Source organism: Providencia sp. 2024EL-00732 (assembly GCF_044006275.1).
GTDB classification, from domain to species: domain Bacteria; phylum Pseudomonadota; class Gammaproteobacteria; order Enterobacterales; family Enterobacteriaceae; genus Providencia; species Providencia huashanensis.
Map to the genome: position 1 here is coordinate 225,103 of NZ_JBIPDG010000002.1, position 26,120 is coordinate 251,222.

At 41.8% G+C, this 26,120-nt stretch carries 24 protein-coding genes; 6 read left to right on the top strand and 18 right to left on the bottom strand.

The window, feature by feature from the left end:
* Window positions 1–10: 10 nt before the first annotated feature.
* Both dsdX and ACHB7C_RS06175 read left to right on the top strand, forming a co-directional pair.
* A complete protein-coding gene (gene dsdX, locus ACHB7C_RS06170) occupies window positions 11–1,348 on the top strand; it encodes a D-serine transporter DsdX (RefSeq protein WP_042845526.1) in 1,338 nt (445 codons plus the stop codon).
* Window positions 1,349–1,360: 12 nt separating this feature from the next.
* Window positions 1,361–2,695, top strand: coding sequence for a D-serine ammonia-lyase (locus ACHB7C_RS06175; RefSeq protein ID WP_042845528.1), 1,335 nt, complete (start codon window positions 1,361–1,363; stop codon window positions 2,693–2,695).
* 53 nt (window positions 2,696–2,748) lie between these two features.
* Here ACHB7C_RS06175 and ACHB7C_RS06180 read toward each other — a convergent pair whose 3' ends face one another.
* From ACHB7C_RS06180 to ACHB7C_RS06205, 6 genes are read right to left on the bottom strand one after another with little or no spacing between them, the layout of a single operon-like run.
* Entirely contained in the window at window positions 2,749–3,798 is a 1,050-nt protein-coding gene (locus ACHB7C_RS06180; protein ID WP_129466485.1) for an osmoprotectant NAGGN system M42 family peptidase, read from the bottom strand.
* A gap of 4 nt (window positions 3,799–3,802) precedes the next feature.
* Entirely contained in the window at window positions 3,803–4,573 is a 771-nt protein-coding gene (locus ACHB7C_RS06185) for a FadR/GntR family transcriptional regulator (protein ID WP_042845532.1), read from the bottom strand.
* Window positions 4,574–4,604: 31 nt separating this feature from the next.
* A complete protein-coding gene (locus tag ACHB7C_RS06190) occupies window positions 4,605–5,402 on the bottom strand; it encodes an ABC transporter ATP-binding protein (RefSeq protein ID WP_395346742.1) in 798 nt (265 codons plus the stop codon).
* The gene (locus tag ACHB7C_RS06195; RefSeq protein ID WP_210786969.1) at window positions 5,402–7,195 is read right to left on the bottom strand and encodes a dipeptide/oligopeptide/nickel ABC transporter permease/ATP-binding protein; all 1,794 of its coding nucleotides are present in this window, start codon (window positions 7,193–7,195) and stop codon (window positions 5,402–5,404) included. Before ACHB7C_RS06195 ends, ACHB7C_RS06190 begins: the two co-directional genes overlap by 1 nt.
* Window positions 7,192–8,139 (bottom strand): ABC transporter permease, encoded by a 948-nt coding sequence (locus ACHB7C_RS06200; protein WP_042845538.1) that lies wholly within the window; start codon window positions 8,137–8,139, stop codon window positions 7,192–7,194. Before ACHB7C_RS06200 ends, ACHB7C_RS06195 begins: the two co-directional genes overlap by 4 nt.
* 48 nt (window positions 8,140–8,187) lie before the next feature.
* Window positions 8,188–9,747: an ABC transporter substrate-binding protein gene (locus ACHB7C_RS06205; RefSeq protein WP_042845539.1), complete on the bottom strand. Its 1,560-nt coding sequence runs from the start codon at window positions 9,745–9,747 to the stop codon at window positions 8,188–8,190.
* Between the two features lie 163 nt (window positions 9,748–9,910).
* On the opposite strand from ACHB7C_RS06205, the gene ACHB7C_RS06210 reads away from it, so the two are divergent.
* The 4 genes from ACHB7C_RS06210 to ACHB7C_RS06225 all read left to right on the top strand — a co-directional run bounded on the left by ACHB7C_RS06210 (window position 9,911) and on the right by ACHB7C_RS06225 (window position 15,165).
* Window positions 9,911–10,573, top strand: coding sequence for a DUF1028 domain-containing protein (locus ACHB7C_RS06210; RefSeq protein WP_042845541.1), 663 nt, complete (start codon window positions 9,911–9,913; stop codon window positions 10,571–10,573).
* An 863-nt stretch (window positions 10,574–11,436) separates the two neighbouring features.
* Window positions 11,437–12,855, top strand: coding sequence for an FAD-binding oxidoreductase (locus ACHB7C_RS06215; protein WP_042845542.1), 1,419 nt, complete (start codon window positions 11,437–11,439; stop codon window positions 12,853–12,855).
* A 121-nt stretch (window positions 12,856–12,976) separates the two neighbouring features.
* Complete coding sequence (locus ACHB7C_RS06220; RefSeq protein WP_042845544.1) at window positions 12,977–13,480, top strand: RidA family protein; 504 nt, start codon at window positions 12,977–12,979, stop codon at window positions 13,478–13,480.
* Window positions 13,481–13,698: 218 nt separating this feature from the next.
* Window positions 13,699–15,165 carry a hypothetical protein gene (locus ACHB7C_RS06225; protein WP_042845546.1) on the top strand — a complete coding sequence of 489 codons (1,467 nt, stop codon included), beginning with the start codon at window positions 13,699–13,701 and terminating at the stop codon, window positions 15,163–15,165.
* 117 nt (window positions 15,166–15,282) lie between these two features.
* Here the strand turns inward: ACHB7C_RS06225 and ACHB7C_RS06230 are convergent, their stop codons facing one another.
* The 12 genes from ACHB7C_RS06230 to ACHB7C_RS06285 form a co-directional block, all read right to left on the bottom strand.
* Window positions 15,283–16,041, bottom strand: a complete 759-nt coding sequence (locus ACHB7C_RS06230; RefSeq protein WP_042845548.1) for an ABC transporter ATP-binding protein — start codon at window positions 16,039–16,041, stop codon at window positions 15,283–15,285.
* A 1-nt stretch (window position 16,042) separates the two neighbouring features.
* Window positions 16,043–17,026 carry an iron chelate uptake ABC transporter family permease subunit gene (locus ACHB7C_RS06235; protein WP_042845549.1) on the bottom strand — a complete coding sequence of 328 codons (984 nt, stop codon included), beginning with the start codon at window positions 17,024–17,026 and terminating at the stop codon, window positions 16,043–16,045.
* Window positions 17,013–17,975 carry an ABC transporter permease gene (locus ACHB7C_RS06240; protein ID WP_042845551.1) on the bottom strand — a complete coding sequence of 321 codons (963 nt, stop codon included), beginning with the start codon at window positions 17,973–17,975 and terminating at the stop codon, window positions 17,013–17,015. The genes ACHB7C_RS06235 and ACHB7C_RS06240 overlap by 14 nt, the downstream gene beginning before the upstream one ends.
* A gap of 3 nt (window positions 17,976–17,978) precedes the next feature.
* On the bottom strand, window positions 17,979–18,947 hold the full coding sequence (locus tag ACHB7C_RS06245) for a siderophore ABC transporter substrate-binding protein (RefSeq protein WP_166684985.1): 969 nt from the start codon (window positions 18,945–18,947) through the stop codon (window positions 17,979–17,981).
* 366 nt (window positions 18,948–19,313) lie between these two features.
* Window positions 19,314–19,586 (bottom strand): helix-turn-helix domain-containing protein, encoded by a 273-nt coding sequence (locus tag ACHB7C_RS06250; RefSeq protein ID WP_042845554.1) that lies wholly within the window; start codon window positions 19,584–19,586, stop codon window positions 19,314–19,316.
* A gap of 14 nt (window positions 19,587–19,600) precedes the next feature.
* Window positions 19,601–20,443 (bottom strand): adhesin, encoded by an 843-nt coding sequence (locus ACHB7C_RS06255; RefSeq protein ID WP_166684986.1) that lies wholly within the window; start codon window positions 20,441–20,443, stop codon window positions 19,601–19,603.
* A gap of 16 nt (window positions 20,444–20,459) precedes the next feature.
* Entirely contained in the window at window positions 20,460–20,990 is a 531-nt protein-coding gene (locus ACHB7C_RS06260) for a fimbrial protein (RefSeq protein ID WP_166684987.1), read from the bottom strand.
* Entirely contained in the window at window positions 20,990–21,475 is a 486-nt protein-coding gene (locus ACHB7C_RS06265; protein WP_233102474.1) for a fimbrial protein, read from the bottom strand. Before ACHB7C_RS06265 ends, ACHB7C_RS06260 begins: the two co-directional genes overlap by 1 nt.
* Window positions 21,476–21,485: 10 nt before the next feature.
* A complete protein-coding gene (locus ACHB7C_RS06270; RefSeq protein WP_166684988.1) occupies window positions 21,486–22,040 on the bottom strand; it encodes a fimbrial protein in 555 nt (184 codons plus the stop codon).
* Window positions 22,033–22,614 (bottom strand): fimbrial protein, encoded by a 582-nt coding sequence (locus ACHB7C_RS06275; RefSeq protein ID WP_166684989.1) that lies wholly within the window; start codon window positions 22,612–22,614, stop codon window positions 22,033–22,035. Before ACHB7C_RS06275 ends, ACHB7C_RS06270 begins: the two co-directional genes overlap by 8 nt.
* Window positions 22,615–22,627: 13 nt before the next feature.
* Window positions 22,628–23,380: a fimbria/pilus periplasmic chaperone gene (locus ACHB7C_RS06280; protein ID WP_166686583.1), complete on the bottom strand. Its 753-nt coding sequence runs from the start codon at window positions 23,378–23,380 to the stop codon at window positions 22,628–22,630.
* Window positions 23,381–23,415: 35 nt separating this feature from the next.
* Window positions 23,416–26,106 (bottom strand): outer membrane usher protein, encoded by a 2,691-nt coding sequence (locus ACHB7C_RS06285; protein WP_198860948.1) that lies wholly within the window; start codon window positions 26,104–26,106, stop codon window positions 23,416–23,418.
* Window positions 26,107–26,120 lie beyond the last annotated feature (14 nt).

The following is a 26,120-nucleotide window of genomic DNA, read 5'->3' on the forward strand; positions in this document are numbered from 1 at the left end:
GGGGTAGGATATGGACTCTACAATGTGGATGCTCGGTACTCTGGTTATTAGTATCTTGCTGATCATAGTCTCAATTATTAAATTTAAGTTTCACCCTTTTTTAGCCCTGTTACTCGCCAGCTTTTTTGTCGGTATTGCAATGAAAATGAACCCGTTAGAGATGGTGAATGCTATCGAAAATGGGATTGGCGGTACACTCGGTTTTTTAGCCGCTATTATTGGACTAGGCACCATACTAGGGAAAATGATGGAGATTTCAGGTGCAGCAGAGCGCATCGGGATCACCCTACAGAAAAGCCGTTGGTTAACTCCAGACGTCACCATGGTACTAATTGGTTTAATCTGTGGTATCACTTTATTTGTTGAGGTGGGGGTTGTTTTGTTGATCCCACTGGCATTTTCCATCGCCAAAAAAACCAATACCTCTTTATTAAAACTGGCTATCCCGCTATGTACTGCGCTGATGGCCGTACACTGTATCGTTCCGCCACACCCTGCTGCACTATTTGTCACTAATGAACTTGGGGCAGATATTGGCACTGTGATTGTTGCGGGCTTAGCCGTTGGTTTAGTCGCCTCACTGGTCGGCGGGCCATTATTCCTAAAGTTCTTAGGTGAGCGCTTACCTTTTAAAACGGTACCAGAAGCCTTTTCTGACTTAGAAGTCCGTGAAGAAAAAGATTTACCCTCGCTAGGTGCCACTTTATTTACCGTTTTACTGCCAATTATTCTCATGTTGATCAAAACCGCAGCAGATTTGAACATGAGCAAAGACAATCAATTATTTACCCTTTTACAGTTTATTGGTAACCCAATCACTGCCATGTTTATTGCCGCATTTGTCGCTTATTACGTACTGGGCATTCGCCGTAATATGGGCATGAGCGTGCTACTCAGTAAAACGGAAGAAAGCTTTAGTTCCATCGCCAATATTTTATTAATCATTGGTGCGGGAGGGGCGTTTAATGGCATCTTAAAAGGAAGTGGGTTAAGCGATTCCCTTGCGCTGGTTCTTTCAGGCATTGATATGCACCCAATCCTATTGGCTTGGTTAGTGGCTATCATTCTACATGCTGCGGTAGGCTCTGCGACCGTTGCCATGATGGGCGCCACTGCAATTGTTGCCCCATTAATGCCAATGTACCCGCATATCAGCCCTGAGATCATGACATTAGCCATCGGCTCAGGCGCAATTGGCTGTACCATCGTGACGGACTCCTTGTTCTGGCTGGTCAAACAATATTGTAATGCCACCTTAGCTGAAACATTTCGTTTTTACAGTGTCGCCACACTTATCGCATCCCTCGTTGCGCTGGCAGGCACCTTTGCACTTTCATTTGTGATTTAAAAGAGAGTAATTATGACTCAGATAAATATTGATAAGTTAATTGCTGACACCCCTTTAGTTCAGGACTTAATCGATTTAAAGCAAGTTACTTGGTTTAACCCAAACTCAACCACCACACAAGCGGGTTTACCCTATGTGGGGTTGACCCTCGAGGATGTGCAAGACGCCGAGGCACGTTTAACACGTTTCGCCCCATATTTAATGAAAGCGTTTCCTGAAACGCAAACCACACAAGGGATCATAGAATCCGACGTGGTTGCTATTCCCAATATGCAAAGTGCTCTTGAAACACGTTATGAAACGCCAATTACTGGGGAAATGTTACTTAAAAAAGATAGCCACCTACCTATTTCGGGCTCAATAAAAGCGCGAGGCGGTATCTATGAAGTTTTGACCCATGCGGAAAAGCTCGCTTTAGAAGCCGGTTTATTATCAATTGATGATAATTATGAAATTCTATCCTCAGATAAGTTTCGACAATTCTTTAGCCAATATAGTATCGCCGTTGGCTCAACCGGCAATTTAGGCATGTCTATTGGCATTATGAGTGCAAAATTAGGCTTTAGTGTCAGTGTACATATGTCGGCGGATGCACGTCAGTGGAAAAAAGATAAGTTACGTTCTCACGGCGTAAATGTTGTTGAATATCAACAGGATTATAGCATTGCGGTCGAACAAGGCCGCAAAGAAGCTGAAAAAGACCCGCGCTGCTTCTTTATTGATGACGAAAACTCAACCACACTATTTTTAGGCTATGCGGTTGCAGGTTTACGTTTGAAAAAACAATTTGTAGAGCAAGGCATTATTGTTGATAACCAACACCCGCTGTTTGTTTATCTGCCTTGTGGTGTCGGCGGAGGCCCGGGTGGCGTTGCCTTTGGCTTGAAGTTAGCCTTTGGTGATGCGGTACATTGCTTATTTGCCGAACCCACACATTCACCTTGCATGTTGCTTGGCGTGCATACAGGGCTCCATGATGCCATTTCAGTACAAGAAATCGGCATTGATAACATCACGGCTGCTGATGGCCTTGCAGTGGGCCGCGCGTCAGGGTTTGTGGGGCGTGCAATGGAACGTTTAATTGATGGTTATTACACGATTGATGATACCGAGATGTACAACCTATTAAGCTTACTTAATCAAACGGAGTCGATTAAGCTCGAGCCTTCCGCACTAGCAGGTATGACCGGCAGTGTTCATGTCACCCAAAACACAGACTATTTACAGTCTAAGTCACTGACACCAGAAGTCATGGCCAATGCCACCCACCTTGTCTGGGCGACCGGTGGCGGTATGGTACCGCAAGATGAGATGGATAAATATTTATCGCAAGCCAAACTAAGCTAGTGATACATAGGATTAAAGCCATCTTCTTTTTTTATCAGAAGATGGCTTTAAAATTACTGCCCCGGTAATGGCACTAAATCACTTTCAATATAACGTCGTACCAATGTTGCTAACGCAACCAGTGAATCAATATGCGTTCTTTCCCAACCATGGGAGCTATCTAAGGCAAAACATGCTAATGCAGCCCGAATATCCCACCCAGCATCAATAGCTGCCGCACTATCAGAACGGTAGTGTTTAAATGTATCGCGCACATGAGGGATGTTATATTGCTGGCATAATTGCAGTAAGTGGCGCGTAATCGCTAAATCAAATGGCCCCGTTCTATCACGAAATGCCAATGTTAATGCGTCATCACGTGTTGTTTGATCAGGCGCTGAAACAGAATTATCAATCGCTAATAATTCCTGAACTTGCTCACCAAAGCCATGAGTCCCTCCAATCCCGACCTCTTCAGAAATCGTGAACATCAATTGGCAAGAAACAGCCGGTAGCACACCATCGTCCACTAGCGATTTTAATGCCGCTAACATCACCGCACAGCCTGCTTTGTCATCTAAATGACGAGAAACAATAAACCCATTGTCAATAAATTCAGGTTGGGCATCAACTGCCACCATATCCCCCACATTCAGACCATGAGATTGTAGATCTTCCACACTATAACATGGGGCATCAAGGCGAATTTCTAAGTTATCCCAATCAGCCACTTGAGTATCCACTTCGGTATTAAAGCGGTGACCTGATGCTTTTAACGGTAGAATGGTGCCGCGATACTGGTGATTATCACCATACACGGTGACTCGAGCGCCTTCAGCAAAGCGCGCAGCCCAAGTGCCCGTATTACGTAACGCTAACCGCCCGTTAGGTTTGAGCTGAGTAACCATTGCCCCTAAGGTATCCAAATGGGCTGCAAGTGCCCGTTTGGGTTCATCATTACCGAATGTAATATATAACACTCCACGGCGCGTATACTGCGGTGTAAAACCCAACTCAGTCAACCATTGGTGCGTTTGTGCGACCGCTTTCTCAGTCATACCCACCGGGCTAGGTGTACATAAAAGTGTCTTTAATACTGAGGTTAGATATGCTTTATCTATCATTATGTTACCTATCTTCACTTAAAAAACGTTCTTGCAGTGTGGCTTGTAGAGCCAACATTGCTTGCTCGGCATAATTCATGTGCTCTTCCATCACCGCCTGTACCTTAGCGGCATCTTTACGGCGTAATGCCTCTATTAATTGATACTGATATTCAATGCCTTGGCATCTATCTACTGGTTCGGGTTTCAGGTAAATGTCTTTACAAACCGCTAAATCTTTAAGTAAACGCTGTAAAAAATGGCAGATAAACACTAAGAGAACATTATCAGAGTAACTGGCAACGACGGCATGGAAATCCAACTCTGCCATTCGCTGTTGCCAGCGTTCCTCTTCATTAGCAGGCTCATGGTCGTAAATCGCAATGGTGTCATACAGTTTTTGAATTCCCGCATTATCGATATTATCAATGGCACTCACTGCAACAACTGGCTCTAATAATTTACGCAATGTATAGATATCTTTAATGGAAATATCTCGCGTGAATAAATAGTTTGATAACAAGCTCATCGCACGGGATTCGGTCATTGAATCAATAAACGCCCCCCCGCCTGGGCCCGTTTTGGTTTTAATTAACCCCTGCACTTCCAATGATTTTAAGGCTTCTCTTACCGTGCTTTTACTCGCGCTATAACGCTCAATTAGCTCTTTTTCTTGGGGTAAGCGGTCACCCGGTATCAGGTTATCCGCCATAATCGTTTCTTTTATCGCATTAACAATTTCATCAGTACGTTTAATGCGAACTGGCTCGATAGCCGCTGTCTTATCCGTGCTCATATTAGGACCCCAACTGATTTTAAATATATTTCTAAGCTTCAACGCGAATACGCGGCGCACTCGCCAATAAGTTACGAGTGTAGTCGTGTTCTGGTGCCGCAAATAAGTCACAAGTATCACGACATTCTAGCAAATCCCCTAAATAGAGTACGGCCACCCTATCTGCTATAGACTCTACCACCGCCAGATCATGGCTAATAAATAAGTAAGACAGTGAAAACTGTTGCTTTAGTTCTTCGAGTAACAACAAAACTTGGGCTTGTACTGACACATCCAATGCGCTCACAGGCTCATCAAGAACTAAGATTCGCGCATCTGCGGCAAGCGCTCGCGCAATCGCTAAGCGCTGAGCTTGCCCCCCTGAAAACTCGTGAGGGTAACAGGCTAATGCATCCATTGGCATATGGACAGCCTCAAGCAATTCAGCCAACCGCCCGTGTCTTTGTGTTTGATTCATATGCTTTAAATATTTTAAAGGCACCGACAATGTTTCACCGATGGTTTTGCGTGGATTTAAAGAAGCAACAGGGTCTTGGAATACATATTGAATAGCTTGACCGAAAGCACGAGCCCCCTGTTTTTGCCACTGAGCACGAGTTTGCCCGAGTACCGTAATGTCGCCTGAGGTTTCTTTCTCTAACCCAACTAGAATACGGGCTAAAGTGCTTTTCCCTGAGCCGCTTTCCCCTACGACGGCTAACGTTTCCCCTTCGTACAATGACAATGAAATATTTTTCAGCGCCTGAACTTCTCTCCCTCGGGGATGAAATAAGCTGCGAGGGTGACCAAAGGTTTTCACCAGTTGATTAACTTCAATAACCTTGTTCATTAGGCCTCCTGTGCGGAATTATTTCCATAAAGCTGCTCAACCTGAGTCAAAAACGCTCTGCCCTCTCCCAATTTTGGAACACTGGCTATCAGCCGCTGTGTATAAGGGTGCTGAGGTTGCTGTAACACGTCTTGTGTATTACCGGTTTCTACGATAACGCCCTGCTGCATAACGGCCACTCGGTCACAAATTTGGTTAATCACCGCAAAATCATGAGTAATAAATAACAATGCTACCCCTCGTTCACGACGTAGTTGATCGAGCAATTCTAAAATTCGCGCTTGTACGGTGACATCTAGTGCGGTTGTCGGTTCATCGGCAATAATCAAAACAGGGTCATTCGCTAATGCCATCGCAATACCAACTCGTTGGCGTTGCCCACCGGATAACTCATGAGGATAAGCATCAAAACGCTCCGCTGCATCCGGTATACCGACGCTATCAAGTAGTTCAATCGCTTTCATTTTGGCATCATAACTCGATAACGCTTGGTGAGCCGTGATCGCTTCACGAAGCTGTACACCCACGGTAAATTGGGGGTGTAACGTAGTCAGAGGATCTTGGAAAATATATGACACCTTAGCACCACGGCGTCTTTGCATAACGGATAAAGGTAAAGACAACATTTCTTCATGCTCAACATAGATGCCACCTGCGGTGATCACCGCGGGCGGCGAAGCCAAAAGCCCCATAACAGATAATGCAGTTACACTTTTCCCTGAACCACTTTCACCAATTAACCCCAAACATTCCCCCGCACCAACATTAAAGCTAATACCTTTAACGGTAGGCCGTAATTGCCCCCCCTGACGAAAGGCGACAGAAAGGTCTTTAACTTCCAATATCGCCTGTTTTCCCTCGGTTTTGGCAGGAATATTTATACGGTCTGTTTGTGTCATCGGTTGTGAACGATGTAAGGCACCTGATTTTAGGCGAGGGTCAAGGATGTCACGTACCCCATCCCCCAGTAAGTTAAAGCTAATCACAATCAGGAAAATCATAATTCCAGGAACCAGAGCAACATGTGGTGCAACAAACATCTGAGCACGCCCTTGACCTAGCATCGACCCTAAATCAGCATTCGGCGGCTGGGTTCCTAATCCTAAAAATGACAAGCCAGCGGTTTCTAAAATCATCCACCCGATGGTCGTCGACATTGTGACAACAATGATTGGCAATACATTCGGTAAAACCTCGGTCAGTAAGACCTGTAAATGGTTTTTACCTGACAACCTTGCGGCCTGAATAAAGTCTCTATCTCGCAGCCCAACTGTTAACCCACGGATATTTCTCGCGAAAAAAGGAATATTTACTAATGCGATAGCATATAGCGCATTTAATAAACCGGGGCCAAGTACAGCTACAATCGCTAACGCTAATAGGATATATGGAAATGCCATCAACATATCAATACAGCGCATCAATAAGGTATCAGTTCGGTGGCCCACATAGCCGGCGATTAAACCAATTAGGGTTCCAAGTATTGCAGCGATTAACGTCGCTGAAATACCCACCATCAGCGAAACACGAGTTCCCCACAATAATCGAGACAAGATATCCCGCCCTAAATGGTCAGTGCCTAATATATGCCCCGGTGAAAAAGCTGGGAGCAAGCGGTTCACTAAGTCCGTTTCATCTGGATTAGCCAAAGGCAACCAAGGCGCAAGCAAGGCAAGTAGCATAATAATGGTTAAAATAAACAGCCCTAGTGTCGCAAGGCGATTAGCGAGCAATAAAGAACCTATTGATTGACGATGACGATGTTGAATAACTGGGGCGGTATTATGACTCATGATTTCAACCTCGGATCTAACATTGCTTGCACCACATCAGCCAGCAAATTGATAAACACATAGGACGCAGCAGCAATTAACACGCCCCCTTGCACTAAAAATAAATCACGGGTAGCTACCGCTTTGACCAACATTGCCCCTAAGCCCGGCCATTGAAAAACCGTTTCAATATAAACCGCACCACCAAACACAAACCCTGCCTGAATACCAATAACAGGGATCACCGATACCAATGCCATACGAAATGCATGGCGGAAAATGACTTTGCGTTCACTCAACCCTTTTGCGCGTGCAGTACGAATAAAATCAAGGCGTAGAACCTCTAACATTGCTGTTCGCGTCAAACGCGCTATCACGCCTGTCGCAACCAGCGAAAGGGTTATTGCGGGTAAAACAAGGTGATGCAATAAGTCGCGAAAGCCGCCCCCCTGCCAAATATCATACATTCCTGATGCGGGGAACCATTGTAGCTGTACCGAAAAAAGCATGATCATCAACAACCCAATCCAAAAGGATGGCATTGAAATACCGAGTAAAACCGCCAATGTGATCGTCCTATCACTCCAACTAAATTGACGGATCGCAGAAATAATCCCAGCTAATAGCCCCAGCACTGAGCTGAGCAATAACGCACTTCCCCCCAAAATTAAGGTGGCAGAAAAACGCTCAAGGACCTCATCAACCACAGGACGATTCAGCACAAAAGAACGCCCTAAGTCCCCTGAAATCAAATTATTCATCCAAATAAAATACTGCTGATATAACGGTTTATCTAAACCAAGCTCAGTTTTCACTCGAGCCACGTTCTCTGGTGTTGCCCAAGGTCCAAGCAATGCTTGAGCTGGCTCCCCAGGGATCATTGCCATGATAAAAAAGACAATTAATGTTAGACCAATCAGTATGGGTATCGTCGCTAACAGGCGTTTAAAGCAGTATAACCACATAGTTTTTCCCCATAAAATCTATTAACCAACTGAAAATATTCACGTTAATTAATCTTTGCGAACATCTTTAAGTAATAAATTAAAATTCGGCTGCAATTTAAAATGTTTAACATGCTCATTCGCGACTGCATTTTGCTTCCAATTAGCAACAAACAGCCAAGGCGCATCTCGGTGAACAATTTTTTGTACTTGTTTATACAGTTGAGCGCGTTCTTCAAGGTCATTCGTGACTCTCGCTTTATCTAACAACCTATCGAGTTGTTGATTACTGTAATAACCGGAATTAAAGCCGCCTTTATCGGGCCAAGATGCAGAATGTAAGGTTAGGAACGGCAAGGTATCAGGGTCATTCGTCATCCATGCCATTTCAGCCATGTGGGCTTGCTGTAAGCCTGAATTAACTTTAGATAAATAGGTATTCCACTCAAAGGTTTGAATTTCAACAGATAACCCAACAGCTTTGAGGTCTGCTTGGATTGCGGTTGCCATCGGGATAGGGTCTAACATACCTGAGCCCCCTTCCGTAACATAAAAAACAATTTTTTGCCCTTGTGCTCCCGCTTCTGCAATTAATTGCCGCGCTTTTTCAGGGTCATAAGGGTAAGCCTCTGTTTCTTGGTCAAACGCCCAGTCAAAAGCAGATGGAATAGGCCCTTCAGCCACACCAGCTGAATCTTGGAGAATATACTTAACGATATTTTGCTTATTAACCGCATAATTTACCGCTTGCCTTACACGCACATCATCAAAAGGAGGTTGTGATGCATTTAGCATCACGTACCACACATGTGGCCCTACGGCTTCATAAACCTTAAAACGCTCATCCTTGATAAATAAAGGGACGTTATCCGCAGGCACTTCAACCATCGCGTCAATCCCACCTGATAGCATTTCTGCTACCCGTGTATTGGCGTCCGTTATTGGTCGGAAAACCACATTTTTTAAGTGTGGTTTTCCATCCCAATACTGCTCATTTGCCGAGACCACAACGCGCTGGTTTGCCGTCCATTCGTCAAATTTAAACGGCCCTGTCCCGCTTGGATGACGACTAAAGTCCTTGTCATATTGCTTGACGGCTGCCGGTGACACAATCAGCCCTGCGGGGGTAGCTAAATTTGATAAGAACGGTGCAAATGGCTCTTTTAAGGTAAATACCACCGTTAAATTATCTGGGGTGGTAATTTTATCTATCGCAGAGAAAAAAAATGATAAAGGAAATGGACCAGTATGATAGTAAGGATGTTGGCTATCTAGCATGCGGTCAAACGTAAATTTAACTGCCTGCGCATCAAACGCACTACCATCATGGAACTTGATGTTTTCACGTAAATGAAATGTGTAAGTCAAACCGTCATCGCTGACTGACCATGACTTTGCCAATGCAGGTTCAAGTGTCAATGTACCATCGGCATTGCGAACTAACCCTTCGTATATATTCACGAGTATCCGAGAATCATTGGCCGCAGTCGCCACTTGCGGGTCGAGTGATTGCGGCTCCGCAACCTGCCCAAGCAATAGTACATCACTATGGTTTGCCGCCAATGTCGGTGTAGAAATAAAGCAGAAAAACCAAAAACTGGCTATCCACCTGCATAAACGCATCCTCATACGGCCCTCCCCGAGCGTTGACATTGCTATGTGATTTTTAAATGTGATTTGTGTCAATTTTGTTAATTATTTTATCTTTTATCCTATTTATGATGATAAATTATGTTTCACGCAACAATTTATAATGATAAATTTGATCGATGTCTAATTTATGAGGTGTGAAATGACATTTTCAATTGTGGCTCACTGTCCGCAAACAGGGAAAATTGGCGCAGCAACAGCAACAGGCGGGCCCGCTGTCGGTGCCCTTGTTTTGCATGGTGCAAGCCAAGTGGGAGCTATCGCAACCCAAGCCATGACCAACCCGATAGCAGGTTTAAAAGGTATTGAACATTTACGGCTTAGTGACCACGCCAAACAGAGCTTAGATTTCCTTCTGATGGAAGATACCAACAGTGAATTACGGCAACTGATCATTATTGATAAATATGGGGAAAGTGCAGACTGGACAGGAAGTAAATGCTTACCTTGGTGTGGTAGTTTGTCTGAAAAAAACTTCGCTACAGCAGGGAATATGCTAACCGGTGAGCAGGTTCTTCAAGCAATACACCAAAGTTATCAGCAAAACTCACATCTTGAGCTTGCAGACAGGCTATTACTCGCCATGCAAGCAGGGGCAAATGAAGGTGGTGATTACCGTGGGATACGCTCTGCTGCATTAAAAATATGGAATAACCGGCAATATGCAGATATTGATATTCGCTGTGACTGGTCAGAAACCCCGTTAACTGAGCTTTATTTGGTCCTTCAACAGGTTCGTTCCGAGGATTATGCTAATTTCTTTGCTCAAATCCCAACTGGGAATGAATATAAAACTGAAAATTAACATCACGATGGTGTATATTAACTAATAATGTAAATATTCTTAATAATATACACCCAGTAATTAAATGTATATTTAATATTCTAATTACATCTGCATCGTAATATAAATCCCCCAACGACATCAAAATTATCGCCAATTATTATTTAGTACAATTATATGTTTATTTTTATCAACCAGTTAAAATAAATTATTGTCTACATTTAGAATTATATTTTATTAACTAGCCTATCTGACTTATACGACAAGGTAATGTCTAATCTATAAAATAATTTTATCTTATTAAAATGAAATATTATTCTCCATTTAGAAAAACCAACAATAAATTAAATTAGACTCACCACGCCCATCATAAAATAAAATCATAAATATCAATTAATTAACTAAAACTTAAAAACAAAACAGTCCCACAAAGCTATATATTGATTGAAAGGTAACCATAAAGACTAATTAATAATCAACTGAACAAAAAATAGCTCATTCTTTTTAACTAAGCTTTTTTTACATCATATTTGATTATTAGGACTTAAATGATATTTAGCATTTTCATCTACGATTAATAATTAACCTCTCGCTGATAATTAATTACTAATTATTCAACTTAAGCAAAATACCAATATTTACACCTGTACACTTTTAATGACATTTACATTTTTAAAATAAGAATTGATGTATAGATAAAATAGAGCTACTCGCGACAAACCCTTTACAGCACTGACTATATCAATTTACTTCACTTTTCATTTAATCGACAGTTATTAACAAATGCTAACCCTACTTAACAATTTCAAAATATATGATAAGATCATTATCTCAATTTGAAATTATTTACTATATAAAAAACAAGATTGTTATTGAGGTTATAGATGAAAATCTCGAGAAGAAAGCTATTATTAGGGGTTGGTGCTGCTGGGGTTCTAGCAGGGGGTGCTGCGGTTGTTCCTATGATCAATCGTGAAGGTCGTTTCGAATCGACTAAATCACGAGTACCTGCGGTTGCAGGTACCGAAGGCAAACTACCGGAATCTGCTGATGCAGTTATTATCGGTGCTGGTCTTCAAGGGATCATGACGGCAATAAACCTTGCGGAAAAAGGTCTTAATGTTGTTATCTGTGAAAAAGGTGTTGTCGGTGGTGAGCAATCAGGCCGCGCATACAGCCAAATTATCAGTTACAAAACCTCTCCAGCAATTTTTCCTTTACACCACTATGGGAAAATTCAATGGCTCGGTATGAACGAAAAAATTGGTGCTGATACCAGCTACCGTGTTCAAGGCCGTGTTGAAGTTCCTTCAAGCGAAGAAGATTTAGAAATTTCAAGAGCATGGATTAAATCTGCTTCTGAAAACCCAGGTTTTGATACGCCATTACGTACCCGAATGATCGAAGGTACTGAGTTAGCTAATCGTCTAGTCGACGCTCAAACACCATGGAAAATTGGTGGGTTTGAAGAAGACTCAGGTAGTCTAGACCCTGAGGTTGTCACCCCAACCATGGCTAACTACGCTAAATCAATTGGTATTCGCATCTATACCAACTGCGCAGTACGCGGTATTGAAACCGCAGGCGGCAAAATTTCTGATGTTGTCACTGAAAAAGGCGCAATCAAGACCTCTCGTGTAGTTCTAACTGGTGGTATTTGGTCTCGTCTATTTATGGGCAACTTAGGTATCGACGTTCCAACGCTGAACGTTTACCTGTCACAACAACGCATTACCGGCGTTCCGGGCGCACCGAAAGGCAACGTCCACTTACCTAATGGTATTCACTTCCGTGAACAAGCTGATGGCACCTATGCCGTTGCACCACGTATCTTTACCAGCTCTATCGTTAAAGACAGCTTCCTGTTAGGTCCTAAATTTATGCACCTGTTGCAAGGTGGTGAATTACCATTAGAATTCTCTATCGGTAAAGACTTATTTAACTCGTTCATGATGGCAACGTCTTGGAATTTAGATGAGAAAACACCATTTGAAGAATTCCGTACCGCGACCAATACACCAAACAATGATCACTTAGATGGCGTCCTAGAAAGACTGAGAAAAGAATTCCCAGTATTTAAAGAATCTAAAGTGGTTGAACGTTGGGGTGGTACAGTGGCACCAACGGATGATGAAATTCCAATTATTTCAACAATCGAACAGTACCCAGGTCTGGTCATCAACACCGCAACAGGTTGGGGTATGACTGAAAGCCCAGCATCTGGTCGATTAACGGCAGAACTATTAATGGGCGAAACACCATTTATCGACCCAACGCCGTATAAACTTTCTCGTTTTAATTAATAACCGAGAATACGCTTTTTTTTACTGGGATCTGCGAGTCAATGGAATTAAGCTAAACTTAAATTTAGTTTTAAATAACACTAACAGATCCTTTTTACTTTGATAATGTTAAGGAGTTTACATGCGCTATAAAACTTTATTGCTTTCTCTACCGTTAATTTTAGGTGTAGCGAGTGCAAATGCAGCTGAAGATGTTAAACGCGTTCCAGTGAAAGGATTTCCTATCTCTGAATCAGTAGAAATCAGCGCGGGCAATAGCCTTATTTTCCTAAGCGGAAAAGTCCCTTCAAAAATCTCTGCAGATGCTAAAGAAGGCGTTTTAGAGTCTTATGGTAATACCGAAGCACAGACAATCAACGTGCTAAAACAAATTCAAGCAAACCTAGCTGACATGGGTTTGACAATGAATGATGTTGTTAAAATGCAAGTATTCTTAGTTGGTGGTGAAGAAACTCAAGGCACTATGGACTTCGCTGGTTTCATGGCGGGTTATAACAAGTTCTATGAGTCTGAGAAAATTACTAATCTGCCAGCTCGTTCTACTTTCCAAGTCGCTAAGCTAGCAAACCCAGCTTGGAGAGTTGAAATTGAAGTTACCGCAGTTCGTCCAGCTGCAAAAAAATAAGTTATTCTAACGAGTAACAACACGATAATGGGGCATAACTTATTTATGCCTCGTTATATTTTCTTGTTCCTTCCCTTTTCCTTTCATCATACTTTTTCACTATCTTTCACAGGTTGTCATCGTAATTTCCGCTATTTTAGGGTTTTGACAAACCATGTTATGCTTCACTGATTGATAGAAAAATAAAAAATATAAAAAGTTACTTATAAAGGCGCAATATGATCAGAGAGTCTCTTAAGATCCACGGGAAAAAGCAATTTGAAATAAAACAAAAAGTTTTATTTCCACGCAAATCTAAAGAGATCCGCTACCAAGTTGAAACATTTTTCTTTCTGCCTTCTTCATTGCAAGTTAACCCTGACTTATACACACCGTCAAACCTTCAACGTAGCCTCAAAAATTATATTCGCCTCAGCCCTCCTGCGATTAAACTGTCTGCCTCACCAGATGAAAACGGGGAGCTAAACGATTTAAAGCGCTGGTTAGAACAATGTGACCCGCTGAATCCCCCATCGCTAGATGAGTATGAAAATAAACTAAAACGCTATGCGCTCACCATCAAGAAAACCGTGCGTCTCAATATCAAAATGGTCAGCAAAAACCCGCAGCGACAAACTCCCGAATATCTAACCGAGCTAGTTGCTGATATTGGGAAATGCCTAAACGCTTACCGTGCCTTGTTACCGCTTGCAGCTCATATAGAAGAAGCCATTCACTCCAATGCATTTTCCTATTGCGATGAGTTTATGACTTATTACACCATCAATTACTTACGTGGTTTATTGGCTGATAAACAAATACCGATACGTGAAGAAATACACCATTTTTGGTATCAAGAAATGCGTTACTTGAAGAAGCACTACCCTGATTGCTTTCCCAGTGACGAAACAGATGCTGAATTGGTTACCTACCGACGCAATCTATTAAAAAAATATATTAATCGCTATCTCTACTTAGAAATCCGCCATAAGCGCGGTTTACCGCTACTGTTGCATTCTATTTATGGTATTGCTGCGGCTATTTCGATGATTTTTGCCACGCTAATTGCCTTTCTTTGGCAGGGCAAATACGGTGCATTAAGTGCAAACTTATTTTTGGCTATGGTCATCGGTTATATTTTTAAAGATAGGCTAAAAGAAATCGGTAGGGAGCAATTGTACCGGCTCTTCCAAAAATGGATACCTGACAGGCAATTACGTATTTATCGCGAAGGCGTTAAAGCCCCTGTTGGGGTATGTAAGGAATCCTTTCGGTTTATCAGCGAAAACATGCTATCGCCAGATATTCGTGAAATGCGCCAGCAATCTCACTGGGTGAATTTGGTCAATGTACAGCGTATGGAAGATATTCTATATTATCGAAAGGACGTATTACTCCATAACCGCCATTCTGTTTTTGAGAAAAACCAGTCTTCTATTGCTGATATCACCCGCTTTAATATTTCTGACTTTTTGAAATACATTGATATTAGCTATGAAGAATTAACCGTTAATGAAGATGAACCCGCTATTATTGGTGAAAAGGTTTACCATATTTATCTCTGCCGCCGCGTCACCATTAACAAGAAAACTTACAATGAGCTGGCGCGTTTGGTAGTAAATGCTGATGGGATTAAACGCTTGGAAGTATTACAGTCTTTGGATTTATTAGCGACTGATGAAGATATTGAAATCACACCACAGTAATTTTCACTGCGAATATTGTAACCAATTGAGCTTGTAGCAAGGCGGAAAGCGGCGATATCTCGGGTCAGTATGTGACCCGAGTAGCTAAACCACTACCGCCTAAATGAGGACGAATATTTAGTAGTACAGCGCAATGAACTGATCATCAACTCGCTTTATATCCACTGGGGTATCAAAAATATCCTCAATAATATCTGATTTCATAATATCCTCAGGTTTACCATGATAAGACAGTTTTCCGTCTCTTAAGGCAACAATATAGTCAGAATATACCGAAGCGAAGTTAATATCGTGGATAACTAAAATAATAGTTTTCCCCAGCTCATCAGCCGCTTTGCGCAGCAACTTCATCATAATTACCGCATGTTTCATATCGAGGTTATTTAAAGGCTCATCAAGTAAAACATATTCAGTATCCTGACATAAAACCATTGCCACATAAGCCCGTTGGCGCTGGCCCCCCGATAACTCATCTAAATAACGATGGCGTAAATTCGATAAATTAAGAAAAGAGAGTGACTCATCAATTTTCTTTTTATCCTCAATATTTAAACGACCTTTAGTGTAAGGATAGCGCCCAAAGCCAACTAACTCTTCAACAGTTAACCGACTGGCAAATTGATTTTCTTGGCGCAGTACTGACAAACATTTAGCTAGCTGATCACTTGGCGTTGTCGATACGTCTAACTCATTGACTTTGACATAACCACCATCGTCTGGCACCAATAAGCGCCCAATAATCGATAATAGTGTTGATTTACCCGCGCCATTAGGGCCGATAATTGAGGTAATGCCGCTATTTTTAATTGATGTTGTCACGTCATCTAAGACTTTAGTACCCTGATAACTTTTCGATATCTGACTAATTTCAATCATACTAAAACCTTCTTAACACCATATAAATAAAGAATATCCCACCGACAAACTCGATAACAACCGATAATGTCCCTGCCATATTAAGGCCATACTCTAGGATTAATTGCCCACCAATCAGCGCTATTACCCCAAGTAAAAACGAAACAGGAAGTAAATAACGATGTTGGCTGCTACCACTCACCAAGTAAGCTAAGTTTGCTACCATTAACCCTAAAAAGGTCAGGGGCCCAACCAGTGCGGTCGAAACTGCAACTAATATTGAGATTAGCAATAAAATAACCGTTACTTGCTGACGATAATTAATACCAAGGTTCACCGCATTAGCTTGCCCTAATGCAATAACATCAAAACAATAGCGCATCCGCCAGAGTAAGATACCCACCACGACTGTAATCAGTAATGTGAATAAAATCAGCTCCGGCGTCCCTTTAGTAAAGGTTGCAAACATACGACTCTGTAAAATAGAGAATTCATTAGGGTCCATCAAACGTTGTAGCAAGGTAGCCACGCTACGGAATAAAGTCCCTAAGATAATACCCACCATTAAAACTAGGTTGATATTCATTTTAACAGACACGAATAACCAGCGATAAAGCAGGACGGAGAATAACACTAATAATGTTGACTCTAATAAAAACTTACCGATATTCAGTAGCCAAGAGGCAGGAAAGCTATCTGTATAAAAGATAAAAATGGTTTGTAATAAAACAAATAAGGCCTCTAACCCCATGATAGAGGGCGTAAGTATCTTATTGTTTGCAACGGTTTGGAACAGAACCGTCGAAACCCCTGCGGCAAAAGCAACCACAACCATGGTTAGAACAATATACCCGCGGTGCGGTAAAATATAAGCAAGATTACTGCCGAGATTTACCGTCATATAAAGAATGATAGATAACAGCGACAATGCCAGTAATATCCATATTCTTTGCAATGGTGTTACCCCTTTTTTGGGTAATGCCATTGATGAGTTAACTTTTTGCATAACGTTGCTGCTTCAACAATAAATATAAGAAAATCACCGCACCCACAACACCTAAAATCACACTCGCGGGGATTTCAAATGGGTAGCGAATTAAGCGCCCAATAATGTCGCACAGTAGCACTAAGCCCCCACCCGCAATACAGATCCACGGGATAGTTTTGCGAATGTTATCCCCCATCACTAAGCTGACAAGATTTGGAATAATTAAGCCAAGGAAAGGTAAAGCCCCAACGACGACGACAACCACACCACTAATTAATGCGATGATGGATAAGCCAATTGTCATTACTTTGCGATAATTTAACCCAACATTAATCGAAAACTCACGCCCCATACCTGCAACGGTAAAACTATCGGCAATCCAGCAAGCAATTAGCGTAAGAATTCCTACTAGCCACAGCAATTCATAACGACCTTGGATAATGCTAGAGAAGTCCCCGCTCATCCATGCGCCTAGTGATTGCAACAAATCAAAGTAATAAGCCGTAAAAATAGTCAATGCACTAATGACTGCACCAAGCATAATCCCGACAAGCGGCACAATTAATGCAGATTTTAAAATAATTCTGCGTAGAAGTACCATAAACAGCATCGTCCCCATCAACGCAAACCCACTAGCAACCACCATTTTGGTCATAATACTTGCAGCAGGAAATAACACCATCACGACCAACAAACCTAAGCTCGCTGACTGTGTTGTTCCAGCTAAAGAAGGCTCGACAAAACGGTTTTGTGTGAGTAACTGCATGATAAGGCCTGCAACGCTCATTGCACTGCCCGCTAAAATTAAAGAGAGAGTTCGAGGAATTCGGCTAATAAAAAAGATGTCTTGCATCTCTGGGTCGGTGAAAAGCGAAACGGGTGACACGTCACCCGCTCCAATAAACAAGCTTAATACCGCTAAAACCAATAACGCGATAATTCCACAAAAAAGATAAAGCGTTTTCATGGGTTATTTTGCTTGGCTCTTCTCTAACGCGTTATTGATGTCATCCATTAACTTAGAATAAGTCTGAATTCCGCCTGAAATATACACCGCTGTTGGGTCAAGGTAAGTAATTTGGCCTTTTTGCCATGCTGCTGTTTTTCTCACTAAAGCGTTATCTAATACTTCAGCAGCAGGTTGGGCGTCTGTTTTACCAATCGCGCTATCACGGTCGATAACAAACAACCAATCAGGGTTTAGTTTCACCAGTAATTCCGCATTCACAATATTACCATGGCGGCCCGTATTTTCTGTAAACACATACGCAGGTTCAAAACCTAGCACATCAAAGATAAAACCAAAGCGTGAACCTGGACCATAAGCAGAAATTTTACCGCCGCTAACCAAGATCACCATCGCTTTACCCGCTGTTGGTGCTTTAGTTTTAATACCCTCTATCTTATTATTGAAATTAGCAATCAGTTCTTTGGCTTTCTCTTCTTTACCAAATAGCATACCAAGTTCATTAGTACGCTCAGTTAAGCTACCAATAAAGTTTTTGTTATCAATATCTAATGAAATAGTTGGCGCTACGCCGCTGAGTTTGTCATACGCATCTCGTGCACGGCTACCGCCTAAGATTAGGTCAGGTTTAGCATTACTGAGTGTTTCATAGGCAGGTTCAAATAATGTCCCGCCATTGACGTATTCAGAACCACTGTATTTAGTTAAGAACTCAGGGAAGTGAACGTTGGTTTGCGGAACACCGGCAACTGGTGCCCCGAGTGCATCCATAATGTCCAATGTTTCCATGTTCATCACCATGACTTTTTGCGGATGACGAGGAATTTCAGTTTTGCCTTGGGCATGTTCAATTGTGATAGTTTGTTGTTCTGCAACCTGAGTTGTTTCTGTCTTTTCTTTAGCGTTATCGCAACCAACTAATACTAAAGCAGATAACAAGGCAATACCTGAAACTAATGATTTTGCAAACATCTGATTTTCTCCATCCGTCTATAAAAATACTGATGATAAAATTCGGTGATTTAAAGATGGGAAGTATATTACACACAATCAAGCGCAAATGATATTAGTTTGCATTTGCATTCACTAAAAAATTGTCAGAACGCACAAAAACATCAATTTGACTGTTTCAATATTTTTTGCACATAAAAGAAGAGAATAAGTCACGAGGATAAATATTACAGAGGAAGTTTAAGTTAATAACAAATTGATTTTTATGATTAAATAAAAATCAATAGGTTGAATTTTCGACTGTAGTTGCTTAACTATTTCTATTACAGCAGACCACATAAACCTCAACTTCAACCTATTTACTATTAACAAGCATTAAAATGCTCATTATTGTATATCATCTAATTGACCATTTTCAGTGAGCTGAGAACTGATATCTTCAAGGAACCAATCAATGGGTGTCCTCATTAAAAATGAAAGTTTAAACAAATGAAATAAATCAATCTTAATTTTACCTCTTTCATAGCGAGAGATTTGTTGCTGACTCACACCTAACAACTGAGCTAACTGAAACCCTGTATATCCCAGTTCTCTACGTTTTTCTAAGATCCTCTGACCTACCATATAATGGATTTTTTCACTGCCGTTTTCTGAATACATATTTTCACCATTTATTAAGGCACAGTTAAAATAAGAGCTGCGGCACCTTCAAATTGACCGGCTTGAACTCGGCCATTGGTACCTAATACTGCTTTCAGGGTGACCGAATTTGTTCCACCAGCAGGTACATGGATTTTGTAACCATTTTCCCCTGGGGTATCGTTCCCACCTAAATACAAATTCGCATATAAGCTATTATCTGCCCGTAAATTTACACGGCCATTTGTCACGTTAACACCTGTGGCAATCACCAAAACATCCATTGCTAAGTTACATGTCACACTGATGTTCACTTGTTTTGATTGGCCAGCAAGTTCTGCTTCGCTAATTGGGCCAAAGTTGATATCTGGGATCGTATTGTTGATCTTACAAGCTCCAATCGGTGGAGGCGCAATACCACATAATGAGCCGGGAATTAACCCACCACTACTTGTAACCCCAGTACGATCTTGGTAAAACAGCCCCACACACTCTTGATTATTCTGTAATCTAACTCCGGTATGAACAGCCCACTGAGCTGCTGGAGCTGTCGCCTTTGCCCAAACACCAGGTATATTCTGAACATCACGCATATACCGATACTTAGAAATTTCGGCCAACTCGACTGTTGCAGCCCCCGGTGTTCCATTAGCGTTATGCTTATGGCTTATGGTGAGATAGCATGTCGGCCACCCATAACAAGGATTAAGCGTACTCGGCAATTCAGGGTCCCAACGAGCAATGACGTACTTGTAGTCTGCATCCCCATTACTTGGGTTATTACCGGGTCTTGATTCAGTGATATAGGAAAAAACAGAAGCTGATGCAGTAGATGAAAATATGACTGCACCAATTAATAGCGATAACAAAACTTTCATATTAGTCACAGCCTTATTATTCATAATCTAATTTAAATGTTGCCACGGCACTGTAAGGCCCTACTTTTATTGTCTTATCCGCAATAGCATCCGGTTCACCTTTTAAATAGGCATAGAAACGCAACTGGTTAGCGCCATCTTGTAGCGTTAGCTTCGATCCTTTCTGTTCAATTGCCAGTGGTGTTTTATCTGAATTTTGCAGCCCCACCGCAAAACCCGATGCAACACTACTTGTTGATAATGCTAAAAAACCAGGAAGTGCTAGATTAGGCGTTCCTGAAAAGGTGACTTCCACAAATTTACCTATTGACGTGTCACAATCAGCCAACTTAATCACAAACTCTTTAGGCGGGGTTTCCCCATAGGCATAAAAGTTTTTTTCTGGCGTATCAAAAAAATCCATCGGAATGTTTTCATCACCCGGTAAAATAGTGCAGGGTTCCTCGACTAAATTACCGATAACTCTTAGATTATCAGGCACAGCGAAAGCCATGCTAACGTTGATAAGTAAAGCACTAGCTACTGCACATTGAATTAGTTTGTTCATTATTGGTACTCCGCTAGCAATGTCCCTGTTGCGGTAAAGCCTCCTTCAGGCAACGTAACTCCCAATCTCTTGACAGGAACAACTTCTAAAACAGGCGGTTGCCCATAACTAATCTTTAACGGTTTATTAATTTCAAAACCGAGACCATTTTGGGTAATACGCATGCCAAGATCTCGGAAATTGGTTTCCAAAGCCGACTTATCAAAATCTGTTGCTGTTCCTTTGATAGTTAGCATTAAGTCCCAACCTTTTAAGTTGTCTTCACACTTCAATGCGTAATTAATAGGTTTCGTAAAGTTGACGCCATCAATCTTATGTAAACCAATATCTTTATATTCGATGACATGGACTTTATCTTCAAAAACAGTGCAAGGTGGCGGAATTAACAAGGTTCCCGTAAATTCCACATCGTTTGCCACCGCAGTGCTAACAGGTATAACTAACAAACTCATTATCAGTGGAAGTCTTTTCATTATTTTTTGCATTATTTACCCCTCACTGATAATCAAGTTTGATAGTGACGCCTGCATGAAAAACCCCACCCTTTGTTAATGTTGTAGATAAATCACGAACAGGTATGGCTTCAAACTGAGGGGCGTTTGGGTACACAAACTTGATCTCTTGGTTCAATCGAAGCTTGCTTCCGTTATAACGAAAAGCAATCCCTAAACCTGGAAGGTCGGTTTCAATTGCCCCACTATCAAAAGATGCAGGAACACCAACCAATGTCATTTTCATTTGTGACGTTGGCCTTTTTTCACAATCAATATTGTAATTTATGGGTCTCGAATAGGCGTTACCGTCAATTCGCGTACTCATGATTTCATCAAAATTGACTTTGATAATATTTCCGCCATTGATTTTGCAAGGCGGCGGAGCCAAAACAACCCCTTTAATCGGCACTGTTATCATACCGGGCGTGATTGTCGCCCGTGTATTTCCCGATGGGCTAATACGCGAATCGGGTAATCCAGCATAAGAAATCGATGTAAAAAATAGTCCAGCGAGACATGATGCCAGCAGGTACCGCTGCTTATTTAAATCACTCATAATCCACCTTAAAGTCCATTACGGCGCTGAAACTTCCTTCCGTCAGTTTTTCGGGAGTTCTCACTGGTGTGACAAAATACTGAAGAGTTCCCTGCGGTGCATCGAGAAATTGAGGACGACCTCGGCTTCCTAGCCTGATGTCTTCTCGTTGTGCATCTGTCACTTCTAACGCCAAGCCGGAGACGCCTTTTACACTTAACATTTCTGGAAAATGTTTGTCTGATACCGCAACAAATGAAACTGAAATCACTGGTTGCATAGCATCCCAAAGCGGTGTATCAGTTCTAACATCTCTCATTCGGCTTTCGGTACGAATACAATGTCTAAATTCTAATTCGAATGAAACTGGCTCAGCTCTATCTCCAGGTTTACGGAGTGAATAAGAAGGGATCTCCCCTAGAGACACTTCTTGGCGCATTGAATTGGTCACATCCATCGTACAAGGTGCTTCGGTCATCATGCCATTGACTGTCAATGTTCCGTGTAATCCATCAATATCCCAACTGTCTGCTCCAAAAGTGAACACTGGAACTAAACCGAATAAGATAGTGCTGAACAGGAGAGTCCTTTTCATACGTTATTCCCCGTTATCTGTCCGTCGAAGATTCAACTTTGCAAGTTGTACCAGCGCAACCAAACGTCAATTTAGGCCTTCCACCATAATCGTTGATATAAGTTAGAACTGGTTTTGCCCCCATGGCACTTGCGCTACCTTTAAGCATTCCGTTACTTTTTGGTGAAATCATGACAGGCTCAAACTGCTTTACTGTATCTCCACCCACTTTTGCACTTGCATCTACAATTGTGACAAAATAAGCAGTTGGATTCGTAACTTCGTAGGCATCACCTTTACGGGTTAACGTAATTTTTTCTTGCCATGGATTCTCTAAATCTGTACGAGTGGCGTATAACGCTTTTGGGCGATAAAACAATTTAATACGCGTCTGTAATGCAATTTGTAATACGTTAGCTTCTTTACTACGTGGTGGAATTTCACGTAAGTTAAAGTAATAAACACTCTCTCTATCCTGTGGCAATGCCGCGATATCAGGAAGAGCTTGAATTTTAACTTGGCTACCTTCTCCAGGCTCTACACGTTGAACTGGAGGTAAAACCGTGAGTGGACTTTCAATTTTGTTACCATTAACATCTTCAATCCAACCCTGTGCAAGGTAAGGTAACTCTGTGTTTTCATTCTTAATATTCAAGCTAATGGTCTTTTCAGCCCCATTATAAATGACGCGTGTTCTATCGAGTGCAATCGCGGCCAAAGCCTGCCCACATAGCACCGCAGATAACGTGATTGTCGTAGTAAAAAATGCAATTTTCTTAATGTTCATATGTACCAACTATTTATAGAATCAAGCAACTTGGGTTACTCGGTATAATCTGTGCTGTAAGCAATATCCGGTGGTTTCAATAACCAACGCTGACTCGGCGCTACGCCCTGTTTAACCGGTGCAGGTTTGTAAACTGGTGCTGACTGCCCAACAGGAACGGCTTTTGCTGGCATATACCCAGGTTCAACACTTGGGCTGCTTGTACACGGTAATAACAGTGAGTTAAATTCAGCCGTTGTAATATTTTCTGGAACCTGAATTTTGCATTGCGTACTTCCATCCCAATGCACATCTAAAACTTCATTTGGGTTAATGCCAGAGATATACACGGAGCCATTGTCCGTCACGATACCAAGCTCCCTATTCTTCTCATTTCTCACGGTGGCGCCGAATGGCGGGTAACTACCATCAGCCAATGCCAATCTCACCATGGTTTTAACACCTGATAACACTTCAAACTCGCGGTAAGCAACCGCCCCTTCGGTCAGCGTAATTGGCTGAGACGTTCGAATAGCTTCTACGTTGTCAGGCAATTGAGTCACATCAATATGTGTATTGGTACGGTAGTAATCACTGATATCAGCGACCACCGCTTTACCAAAAATATTGGTTTCAGTGTTCGGTCCGAAACCTTGGATAGGCACATTTTTCACACCTTCAGTACTCACCATCACACGGCTACCGCCGGGTGTATTAATACGGTGTAGTGCGGCACCATGCCCTGTAACTGTTGCACCACCTTGTAATGAAAAGGCGGCTGAAGAAGTATCACCATTGATATAGCTGGTACTTGCAGTCACTGTTGCTAAATCTGCGTAACGCGTATAGAAACCATCAATAGTTCCACGACCTCGGCTACTCACCCCAGTACCAACACGATAGTTGGTCTTATCATCAACGGAGTCGAAATAGCTGACAGTGTGTGAGTTACCATCTCTCGTTATCATATTGTTGTAGCTAATTGATGCTCTATCTGCCCATGGCAAAGAGAGGTTCATGTATAGCCCATCGTCATTATTTCTATTATCAAATTTGTTGCGGAATGCCGTTAAACTTAAATTGATATTTTTAAAACGACCAATATTGAAATATTTCGCAATAGAAAGGTTATAACGTTTTGCCGCTGGCTTATTCCAATAGGTTTCGTGGTTATAGTTCAGATACGCAGTTAGATCTGCATTCGTGAAATACTTATTAAATGTAATGGTGTACAATTCTTTACTATTATCGAACTCCACGCCTCTATAACGACGGTCGAGGTATTGGTTCATACTCATAAAGTCACGTTCAGAGAATCGGTATCCAGCGAAAGTCACTTGGCTATCATATTCCTCAAAACGTTTTGAATAACTCAGACGGTACGATGCACCCGTATAGATTTTGTTATCTGTTTTCAGTTTTGCGCGTGATTCAGTGATATCAAAAGAAATCGCACCAAAAGCTAGTAAATCTCGACCAACCCCCAGCGATAACGCGTTATAGTCGCCCGCACCAAGTGCACCACCAAATAATGACCAACCGTTAGAGACCCCCCAACTGAATTCGCCCATGACGAATCCTTGCCCCTCAGTCTTGTGTTCCATATTGTTAGGACGACCACCAGCGATTTTAAATAGTATCGAGCCAGGTCGTGTTAAATACGGAATTGATGCCGTATTCATTTGGAACTCTTGTACAGAGCCATCTTGCTCTTCAACGCGAACATCTAACTTACCACTAACCGCATCACTTAAATCTTGAATACGGAAAGGACCAGGAGCGACTTGCGTTTCATAAATAACACGCCCTTGCTGAGTTACAACCACTTTGGCATTGGTTCTTGCGACACCGGAGACCTCAGGTGCATACCCACGTAGATTTGGTGGTAGCATTCTCTCATCAGAGATCAAGCTTGCCCCTAGATAACGGAATGAATCAAACAAACCTGAGCGTAAAAATTGTTCACCCATCGTTAGCTTTGCATTTAGTTCTTTGACTGCTCGATAGGCATAATATTGACTCCAATCCCATTTACGATCGGTTGACTGCCCATTAGTCCGATTATAACTTGCTTGCCAATCCGCTCTAAAACGCCAAGCACCAAGGTTAAAACCTGTTGTGCCATTACCAGTAACCGACTGAGTATTGGCTGAATCAGCAGGTCTTGTCACATTAGCATTCAAGTTATAGTCAAAAATGAGGGCGGGAACCCCTTCGTCCCAACGTGATGGTGGGTCCCAATTTTCAGAGGAAAATTCGATATAAGCTTGAGGTACAGTAATTGTGATAGTTTCTTTAGCTAAAGAGCCATTTATTGTCATTCCTGGAATCGTTTCTGGAATTAAACATTGGCCATTGTTAGAAAATTCAACCTTCTGTTTCCATTCATCGCGTAAAGCAATATGTTCAACAACATTTGGTGTTAAACAAGGTTCCGTCATGCCCGGATCATTAGGATCTGCAATATACTCAATATCAAAACTATCTGCTAAGTCGCGACTATTTAAGTTAATTTTAAATGGATATTTCCCTGGCATCACATAACCTGCACGAGAGAACTCATTTAAGGAAATATTGCTTTTATCCTGAAGGTCTAAAACATCCGTATTAAACTCAATACTATCATTATTTGCATTAGCTAAATTTATATGAGCAATCGCAAGAAACACCATAGTAGCAACAGGCGTTAAAAAATAACTTACTGAGTTATTAAATACTTTATTTTTACTTTTAAATAGCAGAGCCATAATAGTCCCTTAGT

Coding starts and splice junctions, on each gene's coding strand:
- dsdX (WP_042845526.1), top strand. CDS start 11: ATGGACTCTACAATGTGGATGCTCGGTACTCTGGTTATTAGTATCTTG.
- ACHB7C_RS06175 (WP_042845528.1), top strand. CDS start 1,361: ATGACTCAGATAAATATTGATAAGTTAATTGCTGACACCCCTTTAGTT.
- ACHB7C_RS06180 (WP_129466485.1), bottom strand. CDS start 3,798: ATGATAGATAAAGCATATCTAACCTCAGTATTAAAGACACTTTTATGT.
- ACHB7C_RS06185 (WP_042845532.1), bottom strand. CDS start 4,573: ATGAGCACGGATAAGACAGCGGCTATCGAGCCAGTTCGCATTAAACGT.
- ACHB7C_RS06190 (WP_395346742.1), bottom strand. CDS start 5,402: ATGAACAAGGTTATTGAAGTTAATCAACTGGTGAAAACCTTTGGTCAC.
- ACHB7C_RS06195 (WP_210786969.1), bottom strand. CDS start 7,195: ATGAGTCATAATACCGCCCCAGTTATTCAACATCGTCATCGTCAATCA.
- ACHB7C_RS06200 (WP_042845538.1), bottom strand. CDS start 8,139: ATGTGGTTATACTGCTTTAAACGCCTGTTAGCGACGATACCCATACTG.
- ACHB7C_RS06205 (WP_042845539.1), bottom strand. CDS start 9,747: ATGAGGATGCGTTTATGCAGGTGGATAGCCAGTTTTTGGTTTTTCTGC.
- ACHB7C_RS06210 (WP_042845541.1), top strand. CDS start 9,911: ATGACATTTTCAATTGTGGCTCACTGTCCGCAAACAGGGAAAATTGGC.
- ACHB7C_RS06215 (WP_042845542.1), top strand. CDS start 11,437: ATGAAAATCTCGAGAAGAAAGCTATTATTAGGGGTTGGTGCTGCTGGG.
- ACHB7C_RS06220 (WP_042845544.1), top strand. CDS start 12,977: ATGCGCTATAAAACTTTATTGCTTTCTCTACCGTTAATTTTAGGTGTA.
- ACHB7C_RS06225 (WP_042845546.1), top strand. CDS start 13,699: ATGATCAGAGAGTCTCTTAAGATCCACGGGAAAAAGCAATTTGAAATA.
- ACHB7C_RS06230 (WP_042845548.1), bottom strand. CDS start 16,041: ATGATTGAAATTAGTCAGATATCGAAAAGTTATCAGGGTACTAAAGTC.
- ACHB7C_RS06235 (WP_042845549.1), bottom strand. CDS start 17,026: ATGCAAAAAGTTAACTCATCAATGGCATTACCCAAAAAAGGGGTAACA.
- ACHB7C_RS06240 (WP_042845551.1), bottom strand. CDS start 17,975: ATGAAAACGCTTTATCTTTTTTGTGGAATTATCGCGTTATTGGTTTTA.
- ACHB7C_RS06245 (WP_166684985.1), bottom strand. CDS start 18,947: ATGTTTGCAAAATCATTAGTTTCAGGTATTGCCTTGTTATCTGCTTTA.
- ACHB7C_RS06250 (WP_042845554.1), bottom strand. CDS start 19,586: ATGTATTCAGAAAACGGCAGTGAAAAAATCCATTATATGGTAGGTCAG.
- ACHB7C_RS06255 (WP_166684986.1), bottom strand. CDS start 20,443: ATGAAAGTTTTGTTATCGCTATTAATTGGTGCAGTCATATTTTCATCT.
- ACHB7C_RS06260 (WP_166684987.1), bottom strand. CDS start 20,990: ATGAACAAACTAATTCAATGTGCAGTAGCTAGTGCTTTACTTATCAAC.
- ACHB7C_RS06265 (WP_233102474.1), bottom strand. CDS start 21,475: ATGCAAAAAATAATGAAAAGACTTCCACTGATAATGAGTTTGTTAGTT.
- ACHB7C_RS06270 (WP_166684988.1), bottom strand. CDS start 22,040: ATGAGTGATTTAAATAAGCAGCGGTACCTGCTGGCATCATGTCTCGCT.
- ACHB7C_RS06275 (WP_166684989.1), bottom strand. CDS start 22,614: ATGAAAAGGACTCTCCTGTTCAGCACTATCTTATTCGGTTTAGTTCCA.
- ACHB7C_RS06280 (WP_166686583.1), bottom strand. CDS start 23,380: ATGAACATTAAGAAAATTGCATTTTTTACTACGACAATCACGTTATCT.
- ACHB7C_RS06285 (WP_198860948.1), bottom strand. CDS start 26,106: ATGGCTCTGCTATTTAAAAGTAAAAATAAAGTATTTAATAACTCAGTA.